A 24,369-nucleotide genomic window follows, 5' to 3' on the forward strand; every position below is an offset into this window, starting at 1 on the left:
CCTTACCGGGGGGAGATTTAGAGGGGGCTAAATTTCAAATAAAACATGATTAAAAAACAGCTGATTACCTTGCTATGCCTCGTTTTTAATTTGGGCATACAGGCACAAACACCCATACAAAGCAGGCAATACCCGCAAAACTATTTTCGCTATCCGCTTGATTTGCAGCCAACTACGGCCGGTTCATTTGGCGAACTGCGGCCTTCCCACTTTCATTCGGGGCTCGATTTTAAAACCAATCAGCGTACGGGCTATCCGGTACATGCCGCGGCCGATGGATATGTTTCACGGCTAAGAGTACAATTTGGTGGTTTTGGCAGGGCTGTATACATCACCCATCCCAATGGCTATACTACCGTTTACGGTCACCTCGAAGCTTTTTCGCCGGCTATAGCAGCCCTGGTAAAAGCGTACCAATATGAGCACCAAACTTACGAGGCCGATTTTAACCTTGATGCTAAAAAAGTACCGCTTCAAAAAGGCGAGGTATTTGCCATGTCTGGCAATGCCGGTGCATCAGCCGGGCCGCACGTCCATTTCGAGATCAGGGATACCCAAACAGAAGAAACTATTAACCCGCAATTGTTTGGCCTAACCATTCCAGACAGGGTTCCGCCTTCCATTACTTCTATTGGTATCTACCATCTCAATGGAAGTTCCTTCAGCGAAAAAACACCTAAAGAGTTTCTGGCAGTAACCGGAGCCACCGGGACCGGCAATTATCGCTTACTAAAACCACAGATTTTGCACCTGAGTGGTTATGTAGGTTTCGGCATCAATACTACAGACATGAACAGTGCTTCTGCCAATCATAATGGTATTTACTCGCTGGAGTTAAAGCTCGACGGTCAAACCGTGTATACTTTTACCGTAGAACGCTTTGCCTTTGATCAAACCCATGCCATCAACGCTTATATTGATTATCCCGCTTTTGAATCATCACGCCGTTGGATGCAAAAGTGCTTTATATTGCCGGGCAGTCATATATCCCTTTACCCCCAATCCATCAACCGGGGCATCATGACTTTTGATGATAATGCCCTGCATGATGTGGAATATGTTGTAAAAGATGTGGCGGGCAACGTATCTACCTTAAAGCTAAAAGTACAGTCTGAAAAATTCACACCTCCCGCTTATAAAATAACAGGAACACTATTTCATTTTGATAAAAAAAGCGAGTTTAGTACTGATAAGGTAAAAGTGAGCATCATGCCGGGCAATTTGTATGATGATCTGGATTTTATTTATTCCGTATCACCCAAACCAGCTTCTGGTTTTTCGCAGGTGCATCATATCCATAACCGCCTCACGCCTATTCATGACAGTTACGATCTTTGGATAAAACCCGATGTCGATCTGGGTAAATATGCCGATAAAGCGGTTATCGTAAGCATTGCCGGTGGCTGCCAGGGCGGCTATTTCCAGGATGGGTACATAAAATCAAAAGTGACTGCCTTTGGCGACTATTTTATCAGGATTGATACCATACCGCCGGTAATCCATCCGCTCAATATCCTGAACGGTAAAAGCATGGCAGCGGCCAAAAGTATCAACTTTAGGATGAGCGATAACCTGTCGGGCATTAAAAGCTATAGCGGCACTATCGACAATAAATGGGTTTTAATGGAGTGGGATTATAAAAGTAAAATACTAAGTTATACCTTTAGCGGCGAAATTGCTCCTGGCAAGCACATATTTAAGCTGACAGTTGGCGACAATAAAAATAATTTTTCGGAATTTACAGCCGATTTTTACAGGTAGGGTCGGGATCGTGGTTCGGGGAGCGGGGTTTGTGTTTTGAAAACAACCTACCCCCTCAAACCTCGCTCCCCGACCCTCGCAACAAAAACAAAACCTATGGCAACATTAAAAGAAGGCGATAAAGCCCCTGATTTTACGGCAAAAGACCAGAATGGAAAAACCATCACTCTTGCTGATTACAAAGGAAAAAATGTGATTCTTTATTTTTATCCAAAAGATGATACCCCGGGCTGTACTGCCGAGTCATGTAACTTTAGGGATAACTATCAGGTTTTATCAAAAATTGGCTTTGAAGTGATCGGCGTAAGCACCGACGACGAAAAATCGCACAAAAAATTCGAAACCAAATACAGCTTGCCTTTTACCCTCATAGCCGATAACGAAAAACAAATTGTTGAAGCTTACGGTGTTTGGGTAGAGAAAAACATGTACGGCAAACAATATATGGGCACCGCGCGCACTACTTTCCTGATCAGTGCCGATGGTATCATCAGCAAAATAATTCACAAGGTTGATACTCAAAATGCTTCACAGCAAATACTCGACCTGATATCATAAACTTTAAAAACCATATCCAGGCTATTTTAGCCCTTCCCGAACTTTATTAATGAAACCTACTATTCAAGAATTAGAAAAAACCGCGTCGCAGATCCGTCGCGACATTGTACGTATGGTACACGCCTGCCAATCGGGTCACCCGGGTGGTTCATTAGGTTGTACAGACTATTTCACCGCCCTTTACTTTTCGGTAATGAACCACGACTCTAATTTTAATATGGATGCCGTTGGCGAGGATATTTTCTTTTTATCAAACGGGCATATTTCGCCTGTATTTTACAGTACACTGGCTCATGCAGGCTATTTTGACAAAGCCGAGCTGGCTACCTTCCGCAAGCTGAACACCCGTTTACAGGGTCACCCAACCACGCATGAACACTTACCCGGAGTGCGTATCGCTTCGGGCTCACTAGGTCAGGGTTTATCGGTAGCCATTGGCGCTGCACTTACTAAAAAGCTGAATGGTGATAAATCATTAGTGTTTACCCTGCATGGCGATGGTGAATTACAGGAAGGACAAATATGGGAAGCTGCCATGTTTGCACCGCACAATAAAGTTGATAACCTGATATCGACTATTGATGTGAACGGCCAGCAAATTGACGGGCCTACCAACCTGGTACTGTCATTAGGCGATCTGCATGCCAAATGGGAAGCCTTTGGCTGGGACGTTTTGGAAATGAAAGGTAATGATATGGCCGATGTGGTAAAAACGCTGGAGCTGGCCAAAAGCCGTACAGGCCAGGGTAAACCAATCATGATACTGATGCATACCGAAATGGGTTATGGTGTTGATTTTATGGTGGGCAGCCACAAATGGCACGGTGTAGCACCAAACGACGAGCAGCTGCAACTAGCCCTCGGTCAACTGGAAGAAACACTGGGCGATTATTGATTTGCCCTTTTTGAGGTTATACGTTGAACGTTTTACGTAATACGTTTTAAACTCAATTACCCACTGTTCAATTAAAAATTACGTATAATTTAAGAGGTTATACGTTTTACGTGATACATCTTAATTAAATCAAAAAAACGTACAACTTAAAACGTACCACGTACAACCCTCTCACAACAGAAATGAAGAAGTACACTTACACAGATAAAAAAGATACCCGCTCGGGCTTTGGCGCCGGGCTGCTGGAAGCCGGCAGAAAAAACGACCAGGTAGTGGCCCTTTGCGCCGACCTGATCGGATCGTTAAAAATGAATGATTTCATCAAAGAATTTCCTGAGCGTTTTGTACAGGTTGGCATTGCCGAAGCTAACATGATGGGTATTGCCGCCGGTATGACCATTGGTGGTAAAATTCCGTTTACAGGCACTTTCGCCAACTTTTCAACCGGCAGGGTTTATGACCAGATCCGCCAGTCGATAGCCTACTCTAACAAAAACGTAAAAATTTGTGCCTCACACGCTGGTTTAACCCTGGGCGAAGATGGCGCTACCCACCAGATCCTGGAAGATGTCGGCTTGATGAAAATGTTGCCTGGTATGACCGTGATCAACACCTGCGATTATAACCAAACCAAAGCCGCTACCCTGGCTATTGCCGAGTATGAAGGTCCGGTTTACCTGCGTTTTGGTCGCCCGGTGGTACCTATTTTTACCGACCCTGATCAAAAATTTGAGATTGGTAAGGCCTGGATGGTGAATGAAGGCGCAGATGTAAGTATATTTGCCACAGGTCATTTGGTATGGCAAGCCATATTAGCCGGCGAAATGTTGGCTGAGGAAGGTATTGATGCCGAGATTATTAACATACATACCATAAAACCTTTAGATGCCGAAGCCGTATTAGAGTCGGTAGCAAAAACAGGTTGTGTGGTAACTGCCGAAGAGCATAACCGCCTGGGTGGTTTGGGCGACAGTATTGCACAGGTGCTGGCTGTACATAACCCAACACCGCAGGAGTATGTAGCCGTTAATGATAGCTTTGGCGAAAGCGGTACACCAGAGCAGCTAATGACCAAGTATGGCCTTGATGCTGAACATATTGTACTGGCTGCAAAAAAGGTAATGAAAAGAAAACAAAATGCGGTAATTAGCATTTAACTATAAAAATTGAAAAATGTCGTTGCAGGTTGAAGATTCAGAGATTTTAAGTAAGTTCCAGGACGAAAAAACACGTAACGAAGCGTTTAACCTGTTATTGAAAAAATACCAGCAAAAAATTTACTGGCACATCCGCCGCATGGTTGTTGACCATGACGATGCGGACGACCTGGTGCAGGATGTTTTTATAAAGGTTTGGAAAAACCTGCTGGGTTTTAGAAACGACGCACAACTGTATACCTGGATGTACCGGATAGCATCCAACGAGTGTATTACTTTTTTGAATAAGAAAAAACAAAAAAATAATATACCGTTGGATGATGTAGCTTATGAACTGGCAGATTCACTAGCCGATTCAACCTATTTTAATGGTGACCAGGCACAGCGCAAATTGCAGGAAGCCTTGTTAACTCTGCCCGAGAAACAACGTCTGGTTTTCAACATGAAGTATTATGATGATATGAAATATGAAGAAATATCGGATGTTTTGGGCACAAGTGTGGGCGCTTTAAAGGCGTCTTTTCACCTGGCTGTCAAGAAGATAGAGGCTTTTTTATTGTCGAGAGATTAAATTCAAAATTAATACAGAATTACGTTAAACCTTTTAGCAATAAATTCATCTATAGTACTGTATGAAAAGCGATATGGACAATAGGGAGTGGCTGGATGATTATGAATCACTGAAACGGATCGATGCCAAGAATCCGTTCCTGGTTCCGCCTGGCTATTTCGATGAATTAGCGCAGCATATAACATCACGCATAAGGCTGGAAGAGTTGAAAAACTCATCTACAGGGTTTTCCGTGCCTGAAAACTACTTTGATCAATTAAGCAGTAACATACAAAGCCGCATACGTGTTGAAGACGCTGTGAACATACAGGACTCCGGTTTTACCGTACCTGAAAATTATTTTGACGAGCTTGGCAGCAACATTCAAAGCAGGATAACGATTGAGGAGGCATTAAACCCGGAGCATCAGGGTTTTAGTGTACCCGAAAATTATTTTAACGAACTGAGCAATAGTATCCAAAGCAGGATAGCTATTGAACAGCATATCAACAGCGAAGCCGAAAGCTTCACCGTGCCCGAAAATTACTTCGAAACACTGAGCAGTAATATTCAAAGCAGGATAGCTGTTGAGCAGCATATCAACAGCGAGGCCGAAAGCTTTACTGTGCCTGAGAACTATTTTGAGCAGTTAAACCAGAATATTTTAAATAAAACCGTTAACGAGAATGAGGTAGTTACTGCCAAAAGCTTTACCTTGCCCGTGGCAGCTAAAAAGAAAGGTATCGTACGCAGGATGTTCGCGTCACCAACCTTCAGGTATGCAACAGCGGCCTGCTTTGCCCTGATATTGGGCATTGGTGTGGTGATCAGAAATGGCGATTCACCTGTAAAACATGATCATTCTTTTTTACATGAACAACTATCAACAGTGCCGGTTGATGAAATTAAGAGTTACCTGCAATTACACGCAGATGCAAGCGATACCCGTACCCTGATGGATGGAGGACAGCAAATTAACAGTGCAAATTTGGATGAAGACCTGTCAGACTATTTGGATACTACTAATTAACGATACTTTTTAATGCGTATATTGATCAGGCATATTTTTATTTTATTTTTTATAATAGCAGCGGGTTACCAATCCTTTGCACAGGCAAATAACAGCCTGGTGCAAAAGCAAAAGATAACCCCTGCCCCTTTGCGTGACAAAAAAGGAACTGGTAAAAGACTAGAAGCAGCCCGCGACAGGTTCATTACCAAACAGCTCAATCTTACTGATGAAGAATCTACCAAGTTTTGGCCGATTTATCGTCAATATCAACAAGAGCTCACTGCCGTTAACGTACTCAAGCGTTTAAATAACTCCAGTGCCGCAGCCAATGGTACCGAGCAAATAGATAAAGAAATTTATTACGAAAGTCAGCAGGTAGCCATACGCAAGCGTTATAAAGACGCTTTTCTGAAAATACTCCCCCCCGAAAAAGTGAGCGAGCTTTACAAAAGCGAACGCGAGTTCCGCGATGAGCTCATCAAACAACTCAGCGAACGCAGCGAAAGAGCAGGAAATTAAGTCTTTAGTCTTTAGTCTTTAGTCTTTAGTCTTTAGTCTTTAGTCTTTAGTCTTTAGTCTTTAGTCTTTAGTGACAATTCCTATTGACCTTACTTGTTTTGATTCCGGTTCAATTTATATTCCTGCATTAAAACCTATCTTTGCTTCCGATAACTTAGGACTCAGAACTAAAAACTTACGACTTAAAATGCCTACCCTTCGCCAGCTCTTTTTAGCCAATAATGCGCAAACCACTAATTTTCCGCTGTTGCTGGAGTTTGAACGGGCCGAAGGCGTATATATGTATGATACGGCAGGCAAAGCCCATACCGACCTCATATCGGGCATTGGCGTAAGCAGCCTGGGACACGGCAACCCGAAAGTGATAGCAGCCATTAAGCACCAGGTTGACCAATATATGCACCTCATGGTTTATGGCGAATATGTACAAACTCCGCAAGTTCGCTTTGCCGAAAAGCTGGTATCTGTACTACCCCCAAATCTACAATCGGTATATTTTACCAACTCGGGAGCCGAAGCCGTTGAGGGGGCTTTAAAACTCGCCAAACGCTATACAGGCCGTCAGCAGATCATCGCTTGCCACAACTCCTACCATGGCAGTACACAGGGCGCCCTAAGCGTTATGGGTAACGAAGAATTTAAACAGGCTTATCGTCCCCTATTACCTGGTGTGAGTTTTATCCGTTTTAATGAGGAGGATGATCTGAAACTGATCAACGATCAGATCGCCTGCGTCATTATCGAAACTATACAGGGCGAAGCCGGTATCCGCGTACCCGATGCCAGTTACCTGCAAGCACTGCGCAAACGCTGCGACGAAACCGGCACTTTACTAATACTGGATGAAATACAGGCCGCTTTTGGTCGCACGGGCAAACTTTTTGCTTTTGAACATTTTGGCATTGTGCCAGATATCCTGCTGCTGGCCAAAGCGCTGGGAGGCGGTATGCCTGTAGGCGCTTTCATCTCCTCCAACACCATCATGAGCGCGCTCAAAGAAAACCCCATCCTGGGCCATATTACCACCTTTGGAGGGCACCCCGTATGCTGTGCGGCAGGATTGGCCGCATTGGAAGTATTATTAGAAGAAAACCTGGTATCCGGCGTAGCCGAAAAAGAAGCACTGTTCCGCAAGCTGCTGATTCATCCGGCTATTAAACAAATTCGGGGTAAAGGACTGATGCTGGCCATTGAACTGGACAGTTTTGATCTTAACAAAAAAATAATTGACCGCTGTATTGAACACGGCATCATCACCGACTGGTTTCTGCATTGCAGCAATTCCATGCGCATAGCTCCTCCGCTTATCATCACTCCACAACAAATTGAACATGCCTGCGAGGTGATATTGGAGGCTGTTGGGTATTATACGGCATAATACGTGTGTGCTAGCATAAGGCTCATATAATAAACGCGTCATTGAGGTACGATCACCCAGAGAAACCACGTCAGGGTGAGTCTAAAGCAATCCATATAGCAGCTTATCAGATATTATTCCGTACCTTAACACAGATCAGAAAAATCGACTCATCTATTGAAAGTAACTTTCAGGTTACTTTATTAAATAATATATCATTTTTTATAGTTTGAATTAAATTGGTATGGTTTGTGCATTTATAGCATAGACTGTATGAAAAGCTCTTAAAATGCTTGTTTCCTACCAAAACAGATCAGTTATGCTCTTTTTTATAGTCACAGTTTAAACAATTAATTAAAAAGACTTGTTTAATCAATAACCGTACGTTCTTAACATCTATACCCAATATGAAAATAGCATATATATCAACTTACCCTCCCCGCGAATGCGGCCTGGCTACCTTCAACCAAAACCTGATGCGGGCTATTAACGCCAATTTTCCTGAAAGGCAATCATTGGCACATGGTGGTTTCGTGGTCGCGCTCAATGATTCTGAGAATCTGCAGCATTACGAATACCCGGAGGAGGTAAAATATGTTATTCGCCAGGATCACCAAAAAGATTATATCCGCGCTGCCAATTACATCAACACCAGCAATGCCGATGTATGTATCATGGAGCATGAGTTTGGTATATACGGCGGCGAAAGCGGCATATATATTTTACCGCTAATCAACCGGCTCGAAAAACCGCTGATCTCGATACTCCATACCATACTGAAAGATCCCAGCTATGTGCAACGCATCATCATCCGCGAAATAGCGGAACAATCGTCAAAAATAATTGTGATGAGCCAGCGGGCCGTGGAGTTTTTAACCACCATTTATGATATCCCCGCCGAAAAGATCCAGATTATTGAACATGGTGTGCCCGATGTGGAAGCGCTGGAAGATAACCCGGTTAAAAATCTGTCGTCATTTAAAAAACATCGCGTACTGCTCACCTTCGGTTTGCTGAGCCGTAACAAAGGTCTGGAAACTGTAGTAAAAGCCCTGCCACGCATCGTAGCCAAACATCCTGATGCCATGTATGTGGTGTTAGGCAACACCCACCCGGGTGTCATCAAAAGCTCGGGCGAGGAATACCGTGACCACCTCAAAACACTTGCCGCCCAGCTGGGCGTATCGGCTAACCTGGCTTTCATCAACAAATTTGTTTCAGAAGAGGAACTGGTGAACTACCTCACCGCTTGCGAAATTTATGTTACTCCCTATCTCAACGAGGCGCAGATCACCAGCGGTACGCTTTCTTATGCTGTAGGTGCTGGTGCTGCCGTAGTATCAACCCCATACTGGCATGCTACCGAGCTACTGGCCGATAAGCGCGGGCGCCTGTTTGATTTTAAAAACTCAGATACCCTGGCCGATACCGTTATTGAATTGCTAGACCAGGACCGTGTGCTGAAAGAATTGAAAGAGAATGCCTATCAATATGGCCTGCATTTACGCTGGCCTGTTGTAGGTGCCGAATTTATAAAAGTAGCCCAGGAGGCTATTGTCAGGTTCGACTTTAGCGATAAGATACTCAAGAATAGTATCGTTGATCCAGAGATATTGCCTAAATTCAGCCTAACGCATGTATTGCGTTTAACTGATGATACCGGTATTGTGCAACACGCCAAATATGGCATCCCCAATTTAAAAGAGGGTTATTGTTTAGATGATAATGCCCGCGCGCTCATTATGGCCCTGATGGCTTACCAGCGTAGTAAAAGCCGTGAAGCGTTTGAACTGTTACCCATCTACCTCAGCTATATTCACTATATGCAAACGGATGATGGCAATTTCCGCAATTTCCTGAGTTTCGACCGTCGTTATTTGGATGAGGTAGGTTCTGAGGATTCTTTCGGTCGTACCATTTGGGCGCTGGGTCATCTGATCGGGTGTGCGGCCAGTAATTCCTACCGGGAGTTTGCGTTGGAGATATTCCACAAATCGGTTCCCCATTTTGAAAAACTGGGACATTTGAGAGGCATGGCCAATACCATCATCGGTATTAGCTCATACCTGCAGGTTTACCCAACCGACGAGGGTATGGTAAAAATACTGAACAACCTTACCCAGCCACTCATTGATGCCTATGAAAATAATCAATCGGCCGACTGGCAATGGTTCGAAGAAAAAATGACCTATGATAACGCCATACTGCCGCTGGCCCTGCTACACTCCTGTGAAATTACCGGGAACGAAGATGCTAAGCGTATAGCTTTGGCTACAATGGCTTTCCTGGATAAACTCACCCTGTCAAACGGGTATCTGAGTCCGGTAGGTAATGATGGCTGGTATTACCGTGGCGGTAGTTTCCCTACGTTTGATCAGCAGGCTATTGAAACCATGGCTATGGTGCTGATGCATTTCCAGGCTTACCAGATATTCCGGGTGCCACAGTATATCGAAAAAATGTTCCTGAGCTATAAATGGTTCCTGGGCGAAAATACCCTGCGCGCACCTTTGTATGATCATGAAACCAAAGGCTGCTGCGATGGTTTGCTGCCAACTGGCATCAACCGCAACCAGGGCGCCGAAAGTACGCTGGCCTATCTTATATCGCACCTCACCGTACTGAAAGCTTTTGAGCTCGAATACGAATACAACAAGTATGGTACACAAAAAATGGAAACCTGTTAGATGTGCGGATATGCAAATGTGCAGATTATTGATGAGTAGATACATAAATGTCCGTTCTTATGACTAGAGATATTATCATATGTTTTAATTCAAAACCATCATTTGCACATCTGCACATACGCACATTTGCACATTTGAAATCTACATATATGCACATTTGCACATCTATAAAATGAGGGTTGCCGTATTAGCGCCTGTTGCCTGGCGTACACCGCCCAGGCATTATGGCCCCTGGGAGCAAATAGCATCAAACATTGCCGAGGGATTGGTAAAGCTGGGCATGGAGGTTACCCTTTTTGCCACCGGCGATTCGATAACTGCGGGCAAGCTAGAATCGGTTTGTGCTGTAGGTTACGAGGAAGACCGCGGTCAGGATGCCAAAGTGCTGGAATGCCTGCACATCAGTAACCTGATGGAGCAGGCCGGAGCTTTTGATATCATCCATAACAATTTTGATTTTTTGCCCCTCACCTATTCGGGCCTGATTAAAACGCCGTTGATTACTACTATACATGGCTTTTCGTCACCCCGCATTATCCCCGTGTACAAAAAATATAACCATAGGGGGCATTATGTGAGTATCAGCAACGCAGATCGCAGTTCGGAGCTGGAATATCTGGCTACGGTTTATAACGGACTGGACACTGCCGATTTTGAATTTTACGAGAAGCCAGATGATTACCTGCTTTATTTCGGTCGCATCCACCCTGATAAAGGTACTGCCGAAGCGATAGCCATTGCCAAAAAAAGCAAACGCAGGTTGCTGATAGCCGGTATCATTCAGGATGAAAACTACTACCGCGAAAAAGTAGAGCCCTTTTTATCGGCTGAAATAGAATACATAGGCCATGCCGGACCAGAAAAGCGGAAACAATTGCTGGGCAATGCCTACGCCCTCCTCCACCCCATCAGTTTTAATGAACCCTTTGGTATGAGTGTGGCCGAGGCCATGCTCTGCGGCACCCCGGTGATCGCCTTTAACCGGGGATCGATGTCGGAGTTGATCAGGGATGCCGAAACCGGCTTTTTGGTGGATAACGTTGATGAAGCTGTAGAAGCCGTTAATCAGATCAATACTATTGATCGGGTGGCTTGCCATACCTGGGCCGCTTCCAGGTTTTCGAAAGATAAAATGGTGGCTGATTATTTTGACTTGTATCGACAGATATTAGGTTAAGCTTCCGCGAGATTAGCGCAGCGTATCTCGTGGGTGGCATGGTCAAAGCCTTCGGCTTATGTTTTCAGCTGAAAGCTGAAAACATGTGTACCACGAGTTAAAACTCGCGGCAGCAATAATGCTTATGAAAGTTCAATCGTTCCGATAATCCCCCCTATGGCTTTCTTTAATACCATATTGTTCATGGCAGGATCAATATCTTTATAATAGCGATTCAGGGCGACCAAACCATGTACAAAAGACATGCAAATGAGATAATTACACCAAAAAACCTCCTCTGTGAGTGCATTTCCTTTTACCACAGGTCGCATTTCCTCCCTGAACACATTAATAAATGTCGACAGTGCGGGAAATGCTTTTCCAACATCCTCAACACTGGTACCCACTGTATACATTAACTGGTAAAGCTCGTTTTCGTTATTGGCAAAGTAAAGAACGGCCCTCAGTACGGTCTCCATTCTTTCTTTTGCACCGGTCACGGATACCAACTGCTGTTTTATGCAATTGATCAGCATAGTAAAACCCCGTTTCGACAGCTCAATCAAAACAGCTTCCTTATTCAGGAAATAAGAATATACAATAGTTGGGCTGTATTCAATGGTATCGGCAATTTTCCTGATGCTTACCGCCTCGCATCCTTCATTTTTGACGATACCCATTGCTGCATCAAGAATAAGCTGATGGACCTCTGCTTTTAAACGTTCTACGCGTTCTTTGCTACCCATATGTTTTAGTAATTGGTGAAAGTAAAGTTAACGCTTTTATTTTTTCCGGACACTTACAATGATAACATCGATAGCTACCTAATCTATTTGAACTTATATCAAAAATGTTTGATATTCGGGGAGCCATAAATAAGCCCGATAAATGAAATCACCTTTACTCCATAGCGTTATAGGCGTTTTACTGGTATTTGGACAAATATCTATAGCCAAAGCCCAGAAACAGCCGCAGTCTCGTCCCAACATTATTGTATTCCTGGTTGATGATATGGGCTGGCAGGATACCTCTTTACCTTTTTGGACGGAGGCAACCGCTTTAAATAAACGCTATCATACGCCAAACATGGAGCGACTGGCCCGCGAAGGAATGAAGTTTACCAATGCTTATGCCGCGCCTGTTTGTACTCCCTCCAGAACAAGTATGCTTAGCGGCATGAATGCGGCACATCATGGTATTACCAACTGGACATCGCCACAACGTAACGAGCCAACCGATGCCAAAGACGATCAGTTTTTACCGGCCGAATGGAACTACAATGGTTTAAGTCCACAGCCGGGGATAGCCCACACTTTGTACGCAACACCATTTCCGGAGTTACTTAAAGCCGCCGGGTACTACACTATTCATGTAGGCAAGGCTCATTGGGCATCGGCTGGTACGCCGGGGGCCAACCCGTATAACATGGGCTTTATGATCAATATTTCGGGCCATGCGGCCGGGCACCCGCAAAGCTACCTGGGTACCGAAAATTATGGAAACATACCCGGTAAAGCCACACCACAGGCCGTACCCGATCTGGAAGAATATTTTGGAACAGAAACCTTTTTAACAGAGGCTCTTACCAGAGAAGCCTTAAAGGCCTTAGATGAGCCTATCCGGAACAAACAGCCGTTTTATTTAAACATGGCACATTATGCCGTGCACGTTCCGCTGATGGCCGATAAACGCTTCTATCAAAAATACCTGGATGCCGGCCTGGATATGCAGGAAGCTAAATACGCCACCATGATTGAAGGCATGGATAAAAGCCTGGGCGATATGATGGATTATCTGAAAGCACGGCACGTGGATGGTAATACCATTATTATATTTATGAGTGATAACGGCGGTTTAAGTCTGGCCCCTCCAAGGGGTGGACCAGCACATACCCAAAACGCACCCCTTAAAGCCGGGAAAGGTTCTGTAAACGAAGGCGGCATCCGCGAGCCCATGATAGTAAAATGGCCGGGAATAACCAGGCCTTCGTCTATAGCAAACCAGTATGTGATTATCGAGGATTTTTTTCCAACCCTACTGGAAATGGCCGGCGTAAAAAATTATCAGACCATCCAGAAAATCGACGGAAAAAGTTTTGTGCCGGTTTTAAAGAATGCAGCGTATACCGATAATCAGCGCTTTTTATTTTGGCACTATCCTAATAAATGGATCCCTAAAGATGGCCCCGGCATTAACTATTGCAGCGCCATACGCCAGGGCGATTGGAAATTGATTTACCACATGCGCGACAGCAGCATGCAGCTCTATAATTTAAAAAACGACATTGCCGAAAATGAAGATCTATCCAAAAAGAATCCGGAGAAAACAACCCAGCTACTAAAACAATTAAGAGATCAGTTAAAAAACTGGAACGCCCCAATGCCCGTTGACAAAAAAACAGGGAAACCAATAGCGATAACCAGCGGACTTTGATGTTTGATATAAAGGCTCTACTAGATTAATGACCATTTAGAGCAAACATTTTAAAAATTAACCGGGGAAACATTGCCAGTAATTTAGTATATTTACTATAGTTCAACAGCCCGGTTTTTCCTGATCAAAAAGGGAAAACCGGGCTGTTTGGTTAAGAGAAAAACGGCCTAAAAAACGACCGATTGATATATAGATATTTGACAATCAATTACTTAATACTTTTTAAAGTTTTAAAACCCACTTAAAACTGTGTTAAAATTTGTTAAAAAGTGTTAAAATGAGGGTTTTTCGATCGGTTTTTGAGTGATTTTCATCCAATTTTGCCCCGAAAAGTGTTAAAATAAAAGGTTTAAAAAGTTTTTGGATCAGGCTTTATGTTTTTTGCTTTATGCTCCGCCGCGTCTTCCTTTAATTTTTTGAGTAGCTCGTCCAGGCAAACTTCGGCAAAGGCAGTTGATGAGTCCGACACCCCATAAGGGATAATGAGCTTGTCGTTATGTACAATGGCTCCACAGGAGTACAGTACATTGGGCACATATCCCTCGCGCTCGTCGCTGTTAGGGATCAGCAGGGGCTCTTTCAGCCTACCAATTTCAATAGTTGGATCATCCAGTTGTAAAAGACTTACACCTAGTACATAGCGTCTCATAGGCCCTACACCATGGGTAATCATGATCCATCCTTCCTCCGTTTCAATCGGCGATCCACAGTTGCCTATCTGGATAAATTCCCAGGTAAACCTAGGCTGCTGCAGCAACATGGGTTTTTCCCAGATGTTGATCTTGTCGGAGTACATGATGTAGTTATTACAGCCATCAATGCGGGATATCATCACAAACTTGCCATTCACCTTGCGGGGGAAAAGAGCCAGGTTTTTGTTCTGGGCGCCTGCACCGTAAAGGGGCATTATTTTAAAATTATAAAAATCAGTGGTTTGCAGCAGTTTAGGCATAATCAGCGAACCATCATAGGCCGTATAAGTGGCATAGTATACGTAGGTACCATCTTCATTGATAAACTTTACAAAGCGGGCATCCTCAATACCTTTGCGTTCGTACTCCGATATGGGGAATATAACCCTGTCGGATATATCGGTATCCAGCGAAAATACGATCTCATAGTAGGAGTCGGCCAGCCAAAGTACTTTATCATACTCCAGCCGTTTCATGTCGCTTTCCTGTAGTTTCTGTGAGTCGAGAATGATACGCCGCAGGTTGGCATATTCAAAATGGTGGTCAAGCTTTGATTCAAGCTCGCTGATCACGTCAATGTTGATTTGAGTAATGGCTGCCTTATCAAAGAACAGTTTTTTGTTATAAACCGCGTTCCTGACAATCTCAGCTTCATCAATATAGCTACCCGAGGGTTGAATGGTGATGTTATTTTGTTTATCGATCAAGGCCCTTCTAAAGGTAATAGAGGAGATATGGCCCTCGCCTACTGCCCTGAAACTGATGATCACCCTTTTCTGACCATCTTCCAGTTCGGTTTGGTCAGGGTCTTCTACTATAGATGGGTTAAAGAACGCCGCGGATTCGATGGAGTATTCGTGCGTAAAATAGGAACCGATCAGTAGTTTGCGATAAACCGTGAGTGTATCAAAATCAATATTCAATTCGCTAAACAATGGCTTTAACTTACTGCAATGGCGGTTTAATACTCTGGTAATGTTACGGTGCCGTTTGGAATACTCCTGCAACAAGGGCGAAATAATGCCGAAGGCTTCTTCTTCGCTGATGTCCATTACGCGTTCTATCACTTCTTTAGCACGGTCATTCCCATTAAAAAAGAATCTGGCTATAACGCGTTTGGGATCGGGATTAACCCTTATGGGTTTTCGTTCGATGGAAAGTCTCATATAGAAAGGTAGTATTTATTCTTTAACAGTATTAACAGTAAATTGATTTGAGTAATTTATATTCATTTAGGAATTTGGATTTTCGATTTCGGATTTTCAAAATATAGGGCATCCAGTAATATGATGAATCAGCTTACAGGCAAAATCCGAAATCGAAAATCCAAATTCCTAAATTCACCTTGATTCTTATATCTTTTGTAAATTGCAGGCGTATGAATGTATTAATTGTTGAAGACGAAAAGGGTTTGGCCCTTGAAGTAGATGAGTTTTTAAGTCATGAAGGTTTTACGGTTGAACACGCGCGCACCAAAAAATCGGCAGAGGAAAAGATATTTGTAAACAACTATGACTTTATACTGCTTGACCTTGGTTTGCCCGACGGAGATGGTTTTGACCTTTTAAAAATGCTGAAAGCCCTGGAAAAACGCGACGATGCGGTTATAATACTCACCGCACGCGGCGCCGTCGACGACCGTGTAATGGGCCTGGAACAAGGCGCCGACGATTATCTGGCCAAGCCATTTTCATTAAGCGAGCTTTTGGCCCGCATGCACGCCATAACGCGCCGAAAACACCGTTTAGAGAGTAATGATATTAATATCAAAGGGCTACGCGTTAATATCCAGAACCGTACGGTAATGTATAACGATGAGCGTATTAATCTCACTAAAAAGGAGTTTGAAATATTCAACTACCTGGTGTTGAATAAAAACCGGGTAATATCCCGTACCAACTTAACAGAACATGTTTGGGGTGATGTATTGGAGATCAACTCTGACTCTAACTTTGTGGATGTACATGTTAAAAATCTTCGTAAAAAACTATCACAGTATATACCTATCGACTGGTTTGAAACCGTAAGGAGCATTGGTTATCGCATTAATATTTAAATATACCCACAAATGAAACTTCAGGTAAAGCTGGCACTGTATAATACACTGACCAAAGTGGCCATCATTTTATTTACCGGCCTGCTTATCCTGTTGTCTATTGAAAAAATTTCTTATAACCATATTGAGGTCCGTTTAGAAGATGACAAGGAAGAGACCTTAAAAAGCCTTGAATCAAACGAGATTAACCGCTTTTTGAGCAGTCAGCAGGTTTATACCGACTATAATATCTTAAAAGAGGAATTCATCAGCATAACACCTATCAAGTATGACCCAAATGTATCCAAAGAAGTAAAATTCACTACCGAACCCCGCAACCTCGACAAAAAGAACTTTCAGATTTATCGTATCCTGTCTCATAAGTTTAATTTCAACGAGCATACTTACCTGCTTCAAATAGGAGAAGCGATTGAATCGGTTGAAGAACTAAAATCAATTATCAAAAAATTCACCTTACTCGTATTATTTATTGCCCTGGTATTGACACTCATCAGTGACCTGATCTTTACCAAATTTTTGCTTGCTCCTTTTTATAAGATCATTGACCGCAAGCTGATTAAGGTGAATGATCCTATGAATTTTGATTACGAAAAAATTAAAACTACCACACAGGATTTTGAACTGCTTGATGACAGTATAAGTTCGTTGATGAAAAAGATATCCAACCTTTTTATACTCGAAAAGCAATTCATAGCCAATGTATCGCATGAATTACTTACACCAATATCCATCATCAGTTCAAGACTTGAAAATATATTACTGCATGAGGAATTAAGTGAAGGCAGTGAAAATAAGATGCACGCTTCGCTAAAAACACTCAACCGGTTAAAATCTATCATCAACAGCTTATTGCTCATATCAAAGGTAGAAAACAACCAATTTGACAAAGGCGATATGGTGATGATAGCCGGGGTGGTTAAAGAAATACATGAAGAATTGGAAGATCGTATAGAGGAAAAACACCTAACATTTACCAATCACCTCAAATACATTTATTCTATACAAGGTAATCGTCCGCTTATGCATACCTTACTATTCAACATTATCAACAACTCCATCAAGTACAACAACCCCAAAGGCAGTATTACCATTAGTGATGATCTTAACGATGATATTTACGCTATTACCATTGCCGACACTGGTGCAGGAATGGAGCAAAAGCAAATTGAGAATGCCTTTAACCGCTTTGAAAAATTTGATACCGACGAAAAAGAAAGTTATGGTTTGGGTCTGGCCATAGTAAAAAGTATAACCGCTTTTCATAACATTAAGGTTAAAATAAGCTCGGTAAAAAACCAGGGAACTTCTGTAAAACTGATATTTGACCACTTGGCTTAACTTCACTAAATCTTCATTGAAAGTTTATTACTTTGGGCAGTTTTAGTAAGTGTTACCCCTATTAAGAGGGCTATTTTTATTTAAGGATAGCCTTTTTTTATATCATCTTATTCCGCTTTACCAGATAAGTTTTTAGTATATTTTGATAGCCTTCCTGTATATCGGCATCAATCAAATCAATATGATATTGCGCGCATTTGAGTTCCAGCTCATGCCGGTATGCCGCTAAAGAGTTTCTGTAAGCATCGCGTATTTTACCGGGATGTACTTTTATCTCGGCACCAGTTTCCATGTCTACAAAATGATGGGGGCGGTTATCAAAATTAAATTCGAGTTCTTTTTGCTTGTCGTGAACATTAAATACAACCACTTCGTGTTTATTGAATTTTAGGTGTTGTATGGCAGCAAATAGCGATTGTTGTTTTTCAGTATCGAGGTTATTCTCCAGCATATCGCTAAAAATAATCACCATAGAACGTTGATGTATCTCCTGGGCAATATGATGCAGCACATCGGTTATATGAGTGACTGTATTTACCCGCGGACTATTATACATTTTTTCCAGCTCGGCATACAAGTGAAACAAATGTGTACTGGTTGATTTCGCCGTACTTAACCAATCAATCTTATCCGAAAACAGGCATAGGCCAAAGGCATCACGCTGTTTTTTAAACAAATACATTAATGAGGCCACAGCATAAACAGAAAACTGTAGTTTACTCAACCCCTTTTCGGGGAAATTCATGGACGATGAGGTATCCAGGAGTAAATAACAGCGCAGGTTAGTTTCTTCTTCAAACTGTTTTACAAACAATTTCTCGGTGCGGGCCAGTAACTTACAGTCAATATTTTTTACCGATTCGCCATTATTGTACAAGCGATGTTCGGCGAATTCTACAGAAAAACCGTGGAAAGGGCTTTGATGCAAGCCGGTTATAAACCCTTCTACTACCTGGCGGGCCAGTAGTTCCAGATTAGCCAGTTGCCTTATTTGCTGATCATCATTTAACCGGGACATAGGGCTAATATAGGGTATAAAAAAAGCGTCACCAAATAGGTAACGCTTTTTTAAGGTAATAAATATGGTGAATTAAGCTATCAATAAACTTAATTTTTGCCTTTTACAATTATGCTAGTTGCTTAGCCAATTTATCAGTTAAAACTGATTTTGGAACAGCACCAATTTGTTTATCCACAATTTCGCCGTTTTTAAAGAATAATAAAGCAGGGATATTACGGATTCCGTATTTCATTGATATACCTGGATTGTTATCAACATCAACTTTACCAACAACGGCTTTGCCTGCGTATTCTTTTGCAATATCTTCAACAACCGGACCTACCATTCTACAAGGACCACACCATTCTGCCCAAAAGTCAATAAGTACAGGTTTGTCTGATTTCAGCACAAGTTCGTCAAAGTTCGCATCAGTTATTTCTAAAGCCATGATTTCTATTTTTTAATTTTTGTATTACAAATATATACTATTCAAATAGCTTGCCACAACTACGACCTGACAATGTGACAATTATATTAATATAATTGTAAACATCTACCACAACCATCCTTTAGCAAAGTTTTCAAAATAAGCTCAGCAAAAGCCCAAAAAGTGGGTTTACATGGTTTACACATTTCATGGTTAACATTGACTCATCTTACTGAAAATAAATCAATTAATAAAATTTCAGGCTAATTAGTGTAAACCCAAATATGATGGTAAATGCTAAGTATTACAGATCATTAACTAAGGCAAGTTATCAACATTTTATTTAATAATTGACTGTTTGAATTATTTAGTCAGAAATTATAAAAATCAAATAATTCCAGAGGAAACATGGCTTATTAAGCAGGGTTACTTTTTATAACTATTGGTATTAATTGAATGTAACCAATTACGATGTTAGTTTTTATCATTCCCTTAATTCTGATACTTACATCCCCCATATTGCAATGGAAGTTCTCATCACGCAGGATAAACGACCAAATTAATCTACCACTTTGGGCAATTACTTTACTCAGTCTTTTACTTGATCTGTTGTTATCGGCAGCCGCATTTTGGATATCCTTATACGGGTTATCACCAGGTATAAAGTGCGCAACCGGCTGCACCGCTTTTATATCTTTGGGAATATTTAACATTGTTATAATTACACCATTTATTGCAATTATAAGTTATATACGATATTACAACCAGCATAAACCTCAACCACAATAACCATATCATGCTGATCTTATTAATGTTCAGCAGGCCCCATGTTATAGCTATAATCAGTTATGGGACATACTGGTTAAAAGAAGAAACCATAAAAAGTTAAAAATCACCAATAGTTTGTCATTCTGAACGCAGTGAAGAATCTATTAGCCAGCATTATAGTTAATAAACAGATCCTTCACTTCGTTCAAAATGACAAGTTGGTTTTAAGGAGATTTAGTTCAACACCGGCTGTATATTGGTTAAATTAAAGATATCAGCCATCAGATCATCACTGGGGTTTACTTTGAACAATTTAGAAGCCAGCTCCACCTGCAATGCCTCTTCCCTGTCTTTGATCAAAAAGCGTAGCTTACAGTTTTGTACGGGATACTTTTCGTTGTTTACGATGATGGCATGCTGAATATCATCCAACAGTTTGCTGTTTAAGCTATGTACATCCAGGCATACGGTTAATGATTTGGTCATTTTATCGCGCATTTCCGATAGCAGGCTCATCACCTGTATACGCAAGTCCCAGTTATCTTTTTGTCTGAATTTTTCTTCGATGTTTCCTTTGATGTGCAGAAAATAACCATCCATCATCAGGTTACGGAATTTTACGTAATCCTCACCAAACATGGCAAACTCGTATGATTCATTGTAATCTTCTAACACAAAAGTGCCGAATGGCTTTCCCGTCTTCGTCATCTTATGCTGCACATTACCAACCAGCCCGCCAATGCGTATCTCACCCCGCTTGCGGAGATCATTAAACGCGCCCATGATATCTTCGCCCCCCTCACCCGAACGGGCTTTTTGCATCAGTTTCAAGTCGCTGATGGTGCTGTTACAGAACCGGTCCAGCTCAACTTTGTAATTATCAAGCGGGTGCCCGGTTAAGTAGATACCGATTACCGTTTTTTCGTATTTCAGTTTCTCTATCAGCGGCCATTCTTCCACGTCAGGCATCGCGGGCTCAGGCACATAAGATGCTACCGAACCACCAAATAACGACGATTGTGAACTGCTTTGTACATTCTGATAATCATTAGCATATTTGATCAGGCGTTCTACACCTGTCAAAACACCCAGATCGGTCTTGGCAAAAAACTGCGCCCTTTTTACACCAAACTCGTCAAAAGCTCCGCCGTAAACCAGGTTCTCATATGATTTACGATTTACGCTGCGGGTATTTGACCTACGGGCAAAATCATATAAAGTTTCATACGGACCATTAGCTATACGTTCTTCGATAATACTTTCAACCGCTTTATCGCCAACACCTTTAACTCCGGTTAACCCAAAGCGGATATGCCCCTTTTTATTTACAGCGAATGACATGTCGGACTCATTGATATCCGGACCTAAAACCATCAGATCCATCCTACGGCACTCTTCCATGAAAAAGGTGATCTTTTCCATGTTATTCTGGTTGTTTAAAACCGCGGCCATATATTCAGATGGGTAATGAGCTTTCAGAAAAGCGGTTTGATAGGCCACAAAAGCATAACAAGTGGAGTGCGACTTATTGAAGGCGTATTGCGCAAAAGCCTTCCAGTCGGTCCATATTTTGGTCAGCTTATCTTTGGGGTGTCCTTTAGCTACGGCCCCATCCATAAACTGGGCCTCCATTTTATTTAACACCTCAATTTGCTTTTTACCCATGGCCTTCCGCAAAACGTCGGCATCGCCTTTACTAAAGCCTGCCAGTTTCTGCGACAAAAGCATCACCTGTTCCTGGTATACGGTGATACCATAAGTTTCACCCAGGTATTCCTCCATATCCGGAAGGTCAAATACAATAGGTTCATGCCCGTGTTTACGTTTAATAAAGTTGGGTATGTACTCTATCGGGCCCGGGCGGTATAGGGCATTCATGGCAATTAGATCCTCAAACTTATCAGGTTTCAGATCGCGCAGGTACATTTGCATACCATCACTTTCAAACTGGAATGTTCCGTTGGTATCGCCACGCTGATAAAGCTCATAAGTTTTTTGATCATCCAGCACTATGTAATCAATATCAATGTGCACACCATGATTCTGTTTGATCATCCGTAGCGCGTCTTTGATAATGGTAAGCGTTTTTAGACCCAGAAAGTCCATCTTGATAACGCCGGCATCTTCAATTACACGACCGTCATACTGCGTAACCAATAGGTCAGAGTCTTTGGCCGTAGCTACCGGAACAATATCCGTTAAATCATAAGGAGCTATAATAATCCCCGCAGCGTGTACACCTGTATTACGAACGGAACCTTCCAGCTTTTCAGCCTCACGCAGTACCTGTCCGCGCAAGTCATTACCTTTTACAATCTCCTTTAATTCCGGTACTTGTTCAATGGCCTCTTTAAGGGTTATACCTAATGTATCAGGTACCAGCTTCTTGATCGCGTTCATCTCGGCCAGTGGCATATCCAGCACCCGGCCTACGTCCTGTATACTGGTACGGGCAGCCATAGAACCATAGGTAATGATCTGTGCTACCTGATTTTTACCATATTTTTCTACCACGTAGTCGATCACCTTTTGGCGACCGGCATCGTCAAAGTCAGTATCAATATCGGGCATCGACTTACGATCGGGGTTCAGGAACCTCTCAAACAGGAGGTTATACTTCATGGGATCGATATTGGTGATACCCGTACAATAAGCCACCACCGATCCCGCGGCCGAACCACGACCCGGGCCTATAAATACACCGATATCGCGGCCATGCCTGATAAAATCGGCTACAATTAAAAAGTAACCGGCAAAACCCATGGTACGTATCGTGAACAGCTCAAAATTGATACGTTCCTCGGTTTCTGGCGAAATATCTATATAGCGTTCTTTAGCGCCTGTAAATGTTAAGTGTTTTAAATATTCCCACTGATTAAGGGTATCAGCATCCGGCGTATTGTGAATTTTGAACTCTTCCGGAATAACAAAATTAGGAAGCAAAATATCGCGCTTTAGCTTCAACACCTCTACCTTATCAACTATTTCGTTGGTATTATCCAATGATTCGGGGACATCAGAAAACAGCTTGCCCATTTCTGCCTGTGTTTTGAAATAAAACTGATCATTCGGAAAACCAAAACGGTAACCCCGGCCACCTTCTTCATCGGTAGCTATGGGGGTGCTTTGCATGTCGCCGGTATTTACACACAGCAAAATATCGTGGGCGTTGGAGTCCTGCTGATCCACATAGTGCGAATCATTGGAACATATCACCTTTACGTTATATTTTTTAGCATAAGTAAGCAGCACATTGTTAATAGTGGTTTGCTCCGGAATTTCGTGGCGTTGCAGTTCGATGTAAAAATCTTCACCAAACAGGTCAAGCCACCATCTAAATTCCTCTTCGGCCTTTTCGGGTGTTTCGCGTAATATAGCCTGAGGTACCGATGCACCAATACAGCAGGTTGTAGCAATAAGCCCCTTATGGTATTTTAATATCAGCTCTTTATCAATACGCGGCCATTTGCTGTATAATCCTTCCATGTAACCTAATGAGCATAGCTTTACCAGGTTTTTGTAACCTTCGGGATTTTTGGCCAGCATCAATTGATGGCGACGTACGTCTTTTTTCTCCTTGGTAAATTGCTTTTTATGCCTGTCCTCCACCACATAAAACTCACAGCCAACTATAGGTTTTACGTTGTGTTTGCCAGCTTCGGCAACAAACTTAAACACCCCAAACATGTTACCATGATCGGTTATAGCTAACGCTTTCATACCGTCGGCAGCGGCCTTTTTATATAGTTTTGATATATCGGCAGCACCATCAAGTAATGAAAATTGTGTATGTACGTGTAAATGAGAAAAATCTGGCATAGTGAATCCTTTTCAGCAAAATCCTGTAGAAATACAAAGTTATCAATAAAACAACTTTGCCGCATCATGTGTTGAAAAACTAAGCCCGAATAATTTTTTATCTATGGGTTGAGGTATTTGGTTATTATGCCGATGAAGCTGTAACTTAAACCGGATTAATCAAATAGCCATCTATAGTGTGCTA

Annotated in this window: 19 protein-coding genes; 13 read left to right on the forward strand and 6 right to left on the reverse strand. The window is 42.3% G+C overall.

The genetic code is table 11. From position 1 onward, the window contains the following. Window positions 1-45 precede the first annotated feature (45 nt). From BW976_RS15550 to BW976_RS15595, 10 genes are all read left to right on the forward strand, one after another. Complete coding sequence (locus tag BW976_RS15550) at window positions 46-1,761, forward strand: M23 family metallopeptidase (RefSeq protein ID WP_076374225.1); 1,716 nt, start codon at window positions 46-48, stop codon at window positions 1,759-1,761. A gap of 96 nt (window positions 1,762-1,857) precedes the next feature. Then, window positions 1,858-2,319 carry a thioredoxin-dependent thiol peroxidase gene (bcp, locus tag BW976_RS15555; protein ID WP_076374226.1) on the forward strand — a complete coding sequence of 154 codons (462 nt, stop codon included), beginning with the start codon at window positions 1,858-1,860 and terminating at the stop codon, window positions 2,317-2,319. Between the two features lie 49 nt (window positions 2,320-2,368). Next, window positions 2,369-3,214: a transketolase gene (locus BW976_RS15560; RefSeq protein ID WP_076374227.1), complete on the forward strand. Its 846-nt coding sequence runs from the start codon at window positions 2,369-2,371 to the stop codon at window positions 3,212-3,214. 182 nt (window positions 3,215-3,396) lie between these two features. After that, window positions 3,397-4,371 (forward strand): transketolase family protein, encoded by a 975-nt coding sequence (locus tag BW976_RS15565; RefSeq protein ID WP_076374228.1) that lies wholly within the window; start codon window positions 3,397-3,399, stop codon window positions 4,369-4,371. Window positions 4,372-4,387: 16 nt separating this feature from the next. Beyond that, on the forward strand, window positions 4,388-4,942 hold the full coding sequence (locus tag BW976_RS15570; protein ID WP_076374229.1) for an RNA polymerase sigma factor: 555 nt from the start codon (window positions 4,388-4,390) through the stop codon (window positions 4,940-4,942). 61 nt (window positions 4,943-5,003) lie between these two features. Continuing rightward, window positions 5,004-5,951 (forward strand): hypothetical protein, encoded by a 948-nt coding sequence (locus tag BW976_RS15575; RefSeq protein WP_076374230.1) that lies wholly within the window; start codon window positions 5,004-5,006, stop codon window positions 5,949-5,951. A 12-nt stretch (window positions 5,952-5,963) separates the two neighbouring features. After that, complete coding sequence (locus BW976_RS15580; protein ID WP_076374231.1) at window positions 5,964-6,452, forward strand: hypothetical protein; 489 nt, start codon at window positions 5,964-5,966, stop codon at window positions 6,450-6,452. A gap of 187 nt (window positions 6,453-6,639) precedes the next feature. Then, a complete protein-coding gene (locus tag BW976_RS15585) occupies window positions 6,640-7,830 on the forward strand; it encodes an aspartate aminotransferase family protein (protein ID WP_076374232.1) in 1,191 nt (396 codons plus the stop codon). Window positions 7,831-8,216: 386 nt separating this feature from the next. Further along, window positions 8,217-10,496: a glycosyltransferase family 4 protein gene (locus BW976_RS15590; protein ID WP_076374233.1), complete on the forward strand. Its 2,280-nt coding sequence runs from the start codon at window positions 8,217-8,219 to the stop codon at window positions 10,494-10,496. A gap of 172 nt (window positions 10,497-10,668) precedes the next feature. Further along, complete coding sequence (locus BW976_RS15595; protein WP_076374234.1) at window positions 10,669-11,673, forward strand: glycosyltransferase family 4 protein; 1,005 nt, start codon at window positions 10,669-10,671, stop codon at window positions 11,671-11,673. Window positions 11,674-11,795: 122 nt separating this feature from the next. On the opposite strand, the gene BW976_RS15600 is transcribed toward BW976_RS15595, so the two are convergent. Next, window positions 11,796-12,398, reverse strand: coding sequence for a TetR/AcrR family transcriptional regulator (locus BW976_RS15600; RefSeq protein WP_076374235.1), 603 nt, complete (start codon window positions 12,396-12,398; stop codon window positions 11,796-11,798). Window positions 12,399-12,540: 142 nt separating this feature from the next. Between BW976_RS15600 and BW976_RS15605 the strand changes: the two genes are divergently transcribed. Next, on the forward strand, window positions 12,541-14,085 hold the full coding sequence (locus tag BW976_RS15605; protein ID WP_076374236.1) for a sulfatase: 1,545 nt from the start codon (window positions 12,541-12,543) through the stop codon (window positions 14,083-14,085). 349 nt (window positions 14,086-14,434) lie between these two features. On the opposite strand, the gene BW976_RS15610 is transcribed toward BW976_RS15605, so the two are convergent. Further along, a complete protein-coding gene (locus BW976_RS15610) occupies window positions 14,435-15,943 on the reverse strand; it encodes a glycoside hydrolase family 130 protein (RefSeq protein WP_076374237.1) in 1,509 nt (502 codons plus the stop codon). A 212-nt stretch (window positions 15,944-16,155) separates the two neighbouring features. On the opposite strand from BW976_RS15610, the gene BW976_RS15615 reads away from it, so the two are divergent. Further along, on the forward strand, window positions 16,156-16,833 hold the full coding sequence (locus BW976_RS15615; protein WP_076374238.1) for a response regulator transcription factor: 678 nt from the start codon (window positions 16,156-16,158) through the stop codon (window positions 16,831-16,833). Window positions 16,834-16,845: 12 nt separating this feature from the next. Next, window positions 16,846-18,171: a sensor histidine kinase gene (locus tag BW976_RS15620; RefSeq protein WP_076374239.1), complete on the forward strand. Its 1,326-nt coding sequence runs from the start codon at window positions 16,846-16,848 to the stop codon at window positions 18,169-18,171. Between the two features lie 97 nt (window positions 18,172-18,268). Here the strand turns inward: BW976_RS15620 and BW976_RS15625 are convergent, their stop codons facing one another. The 4 genes from BW976_RS15625 to dnaE all read right to left on the reverse strand — a co-directional run bounded on the left by BW976_RS15625 (window position 18,269) and on the right by dnaE (window position 24,185). Further along, window positions 18,269-19,189: a DUF58 domain-containing protein gene (locus BW976_RS15625; protein ID WP_076374240.1), complete on the reverse strand. Its 921-nt coding sequence runs from the start codon at window positions 19,187-19,189 to the stop codon at window positions 18,269-18,271. Between the two features lie 109 nt (window positions 19,190-19,298). Continuing rightward, window positions 19,299-19,619 (reverse strand): thioredoxin, encoded by a 321-nt coding sequence (gene trxA, locus BW976_RS15630; RefSeq protein WP_076374241.1) that lies wholly within the window; start codon window positions 19,617-19,619, stop codon window positions 19,299-19,301. 395 nt (window positions 19,620-20,014) lie between these two features. Next, window positions 20,015-20,311, reverse strand: coding sequence for a hypothetical protein (locus tag BW976_RS15635; protein WP_076374242.1), 297 nt, complete (start codon window positions 20,309-20,311; stop codon window positions 20,015-20,017). A gap of 289 nt (window positions 20,312-20,600) precedes the next feature. After that, the gene (gene dnaE / locus BW976_RS15640; RefSeq protein WP_076374243.1) at window positions 20,601-24,185 is read right to left on the reverse strand and encodes a DNA polymerase III subunit alpha; all 3,585 of its coding nucleotides are present in this window, start codon (window positions 24,183-24,185) and stop codon (window positions 20,601-20,603) included. Window positions 24,186-24,369 lie beyond the last annotated feature (184 nt).

Origin of the sequence: Mucilaginibacter lappiensis (genome assembly GCF_900155965.1) — a bacterium.
In the GTDB taxonomy this organism is placed as follows: Bacteria; Bacteroidota; Bacteroidia; order Sphingobacteriales; family Sphingobacteriaceae; genus Mucilaginibacter; species Mucilaginibacter lappiensis.

Bases quoted from the DNA above. Each gene is read 5' to 3' on its own strand.
- BW976_RS15615 (WP_076374238.1), top strand. From the start codon at position 16,156: ATGAATGTATTAATTGTTGAAGACGAAAAGGGTTTGGCCCTTGAAGTA.
- BW976_RS15565 (WP_076374228.1), top strand. From the start codon at position 3,397: ATGAAGAAGTACACTTACACAGATAAAAAAGATACCCGCTCGGGCTTT.
- BW976_RS15610 (WP_076374237.1), bottom strand. From the start codon at position 15,943: ATGAGACTTTCCATCGAACGAAAACCCATAAGGGTTAATCCCGATCCC.
- BW976_RS15580 (WP_076374231.1), top strand. From the start codon at position 5,964: ATGCGTATATTGATCAGGCATATTTTTATTTTATTTTTTATAATAGCA.
- trxA (WP_076374241.1), bottom strand. From the start codon at position 19,619: ATGGCTTTAGAAATAACTGATGCGAACTTTGACGAACTTGTGCTGAAA.
- BW976_RS15625 (WP_076374240.1), bottom strand. From the start codon at position 19,189: ATGTCCCGGTTAAATGATGATCAGCAAATAAGGCAACTGGCTAATCTG.
- dnaE (WP_076374243.1), bottom strand. From the start codon at position 24,185: ATGCCAGATTTTTCTCATTTACACGTACATACACAATTTTCATTACTT.
- BW976_RS15550 (WP_076374225.1), top strand. From the start codon at position 46: ATGATTAAAAAACAGCTGATTACCTTGCTATGCCTCGTTTTTAATTTG.
- BW976_RS15595 (WP_076374234.1), top strand. From the start codon at position 10,669: ATGAGGGTTGCCGTATTAGCGCCTGTTGCCTGGCGTACACCGCCCAGG.
- bcp (WP_076374226.1), top strand. From the start codon at position 1,858: ATGGCAACATTAAAAGAAGGCGATAAAGCCCCTGATTTTACGGCAAAA.
- BW976_RS15560 (WP_076374227.1), top strand. From the start codon at position 2,369: ATGAAACCTACTATTCAAGAATTAGAAAAAACCGCGTCGCAGATCCGT.
- BW976_RS15570 (WP_076374229.1), top strand. From the start codon at position 4,388: ATGTCGTTGCAGGTTGAAGATTCAGAGATTTTAAGTAAGTTCCAGGAC.
- BW976_RS15575 (WP_076374230.1), top strand. From the start codon at position 5,004: ATGAAAAGCGATATGGACAATAGGGAGTGGCTGGATGATTATGAATCA.
- BW976_RS15635 (WP_076374242.1), bottom strand. From the start codon at position 20,311: ATGTTAAATATTCCCAAAGATATAAAAGCGGTGCAGCCGGTTGCGCAC.
- BW976_RS15585 (WP_076374232.1), top strand. From the start codon at position 6,640: ATGCCTACCCTTCGCCAGCTCTTTTTAGCCAATAATGCGCAAACCACT.
- BW976_RS15590 (WP_076374233.1), top strand. From the start codon at position 8,217: ATGAAAATAGCATATATATCAACTTACCCTCCCCGCGAATGCGGCCTG.
- BW976_RS15600 (WP_076374235.1), bottom strand. From the start codon at position 12,398: ATGGGTAGCAAAGAACGCGTAGAACGTTTAAAAGCAGAGGTCCATCAG.
- BW976_RS15620 (WP_076374239.1), top strand. From the start codon at position 16,846: ATGAAACTTCAGGTAAAGCTGGCACTGTATAATACACTGACCAAAGTG.
- BW976_RS15605 (WP_076374236.1), top strand. From the start codon at position 12,541: ATGAAATCACCTTTACTCCATAGCGTTATAGGCGTTTTACTGGTATTT.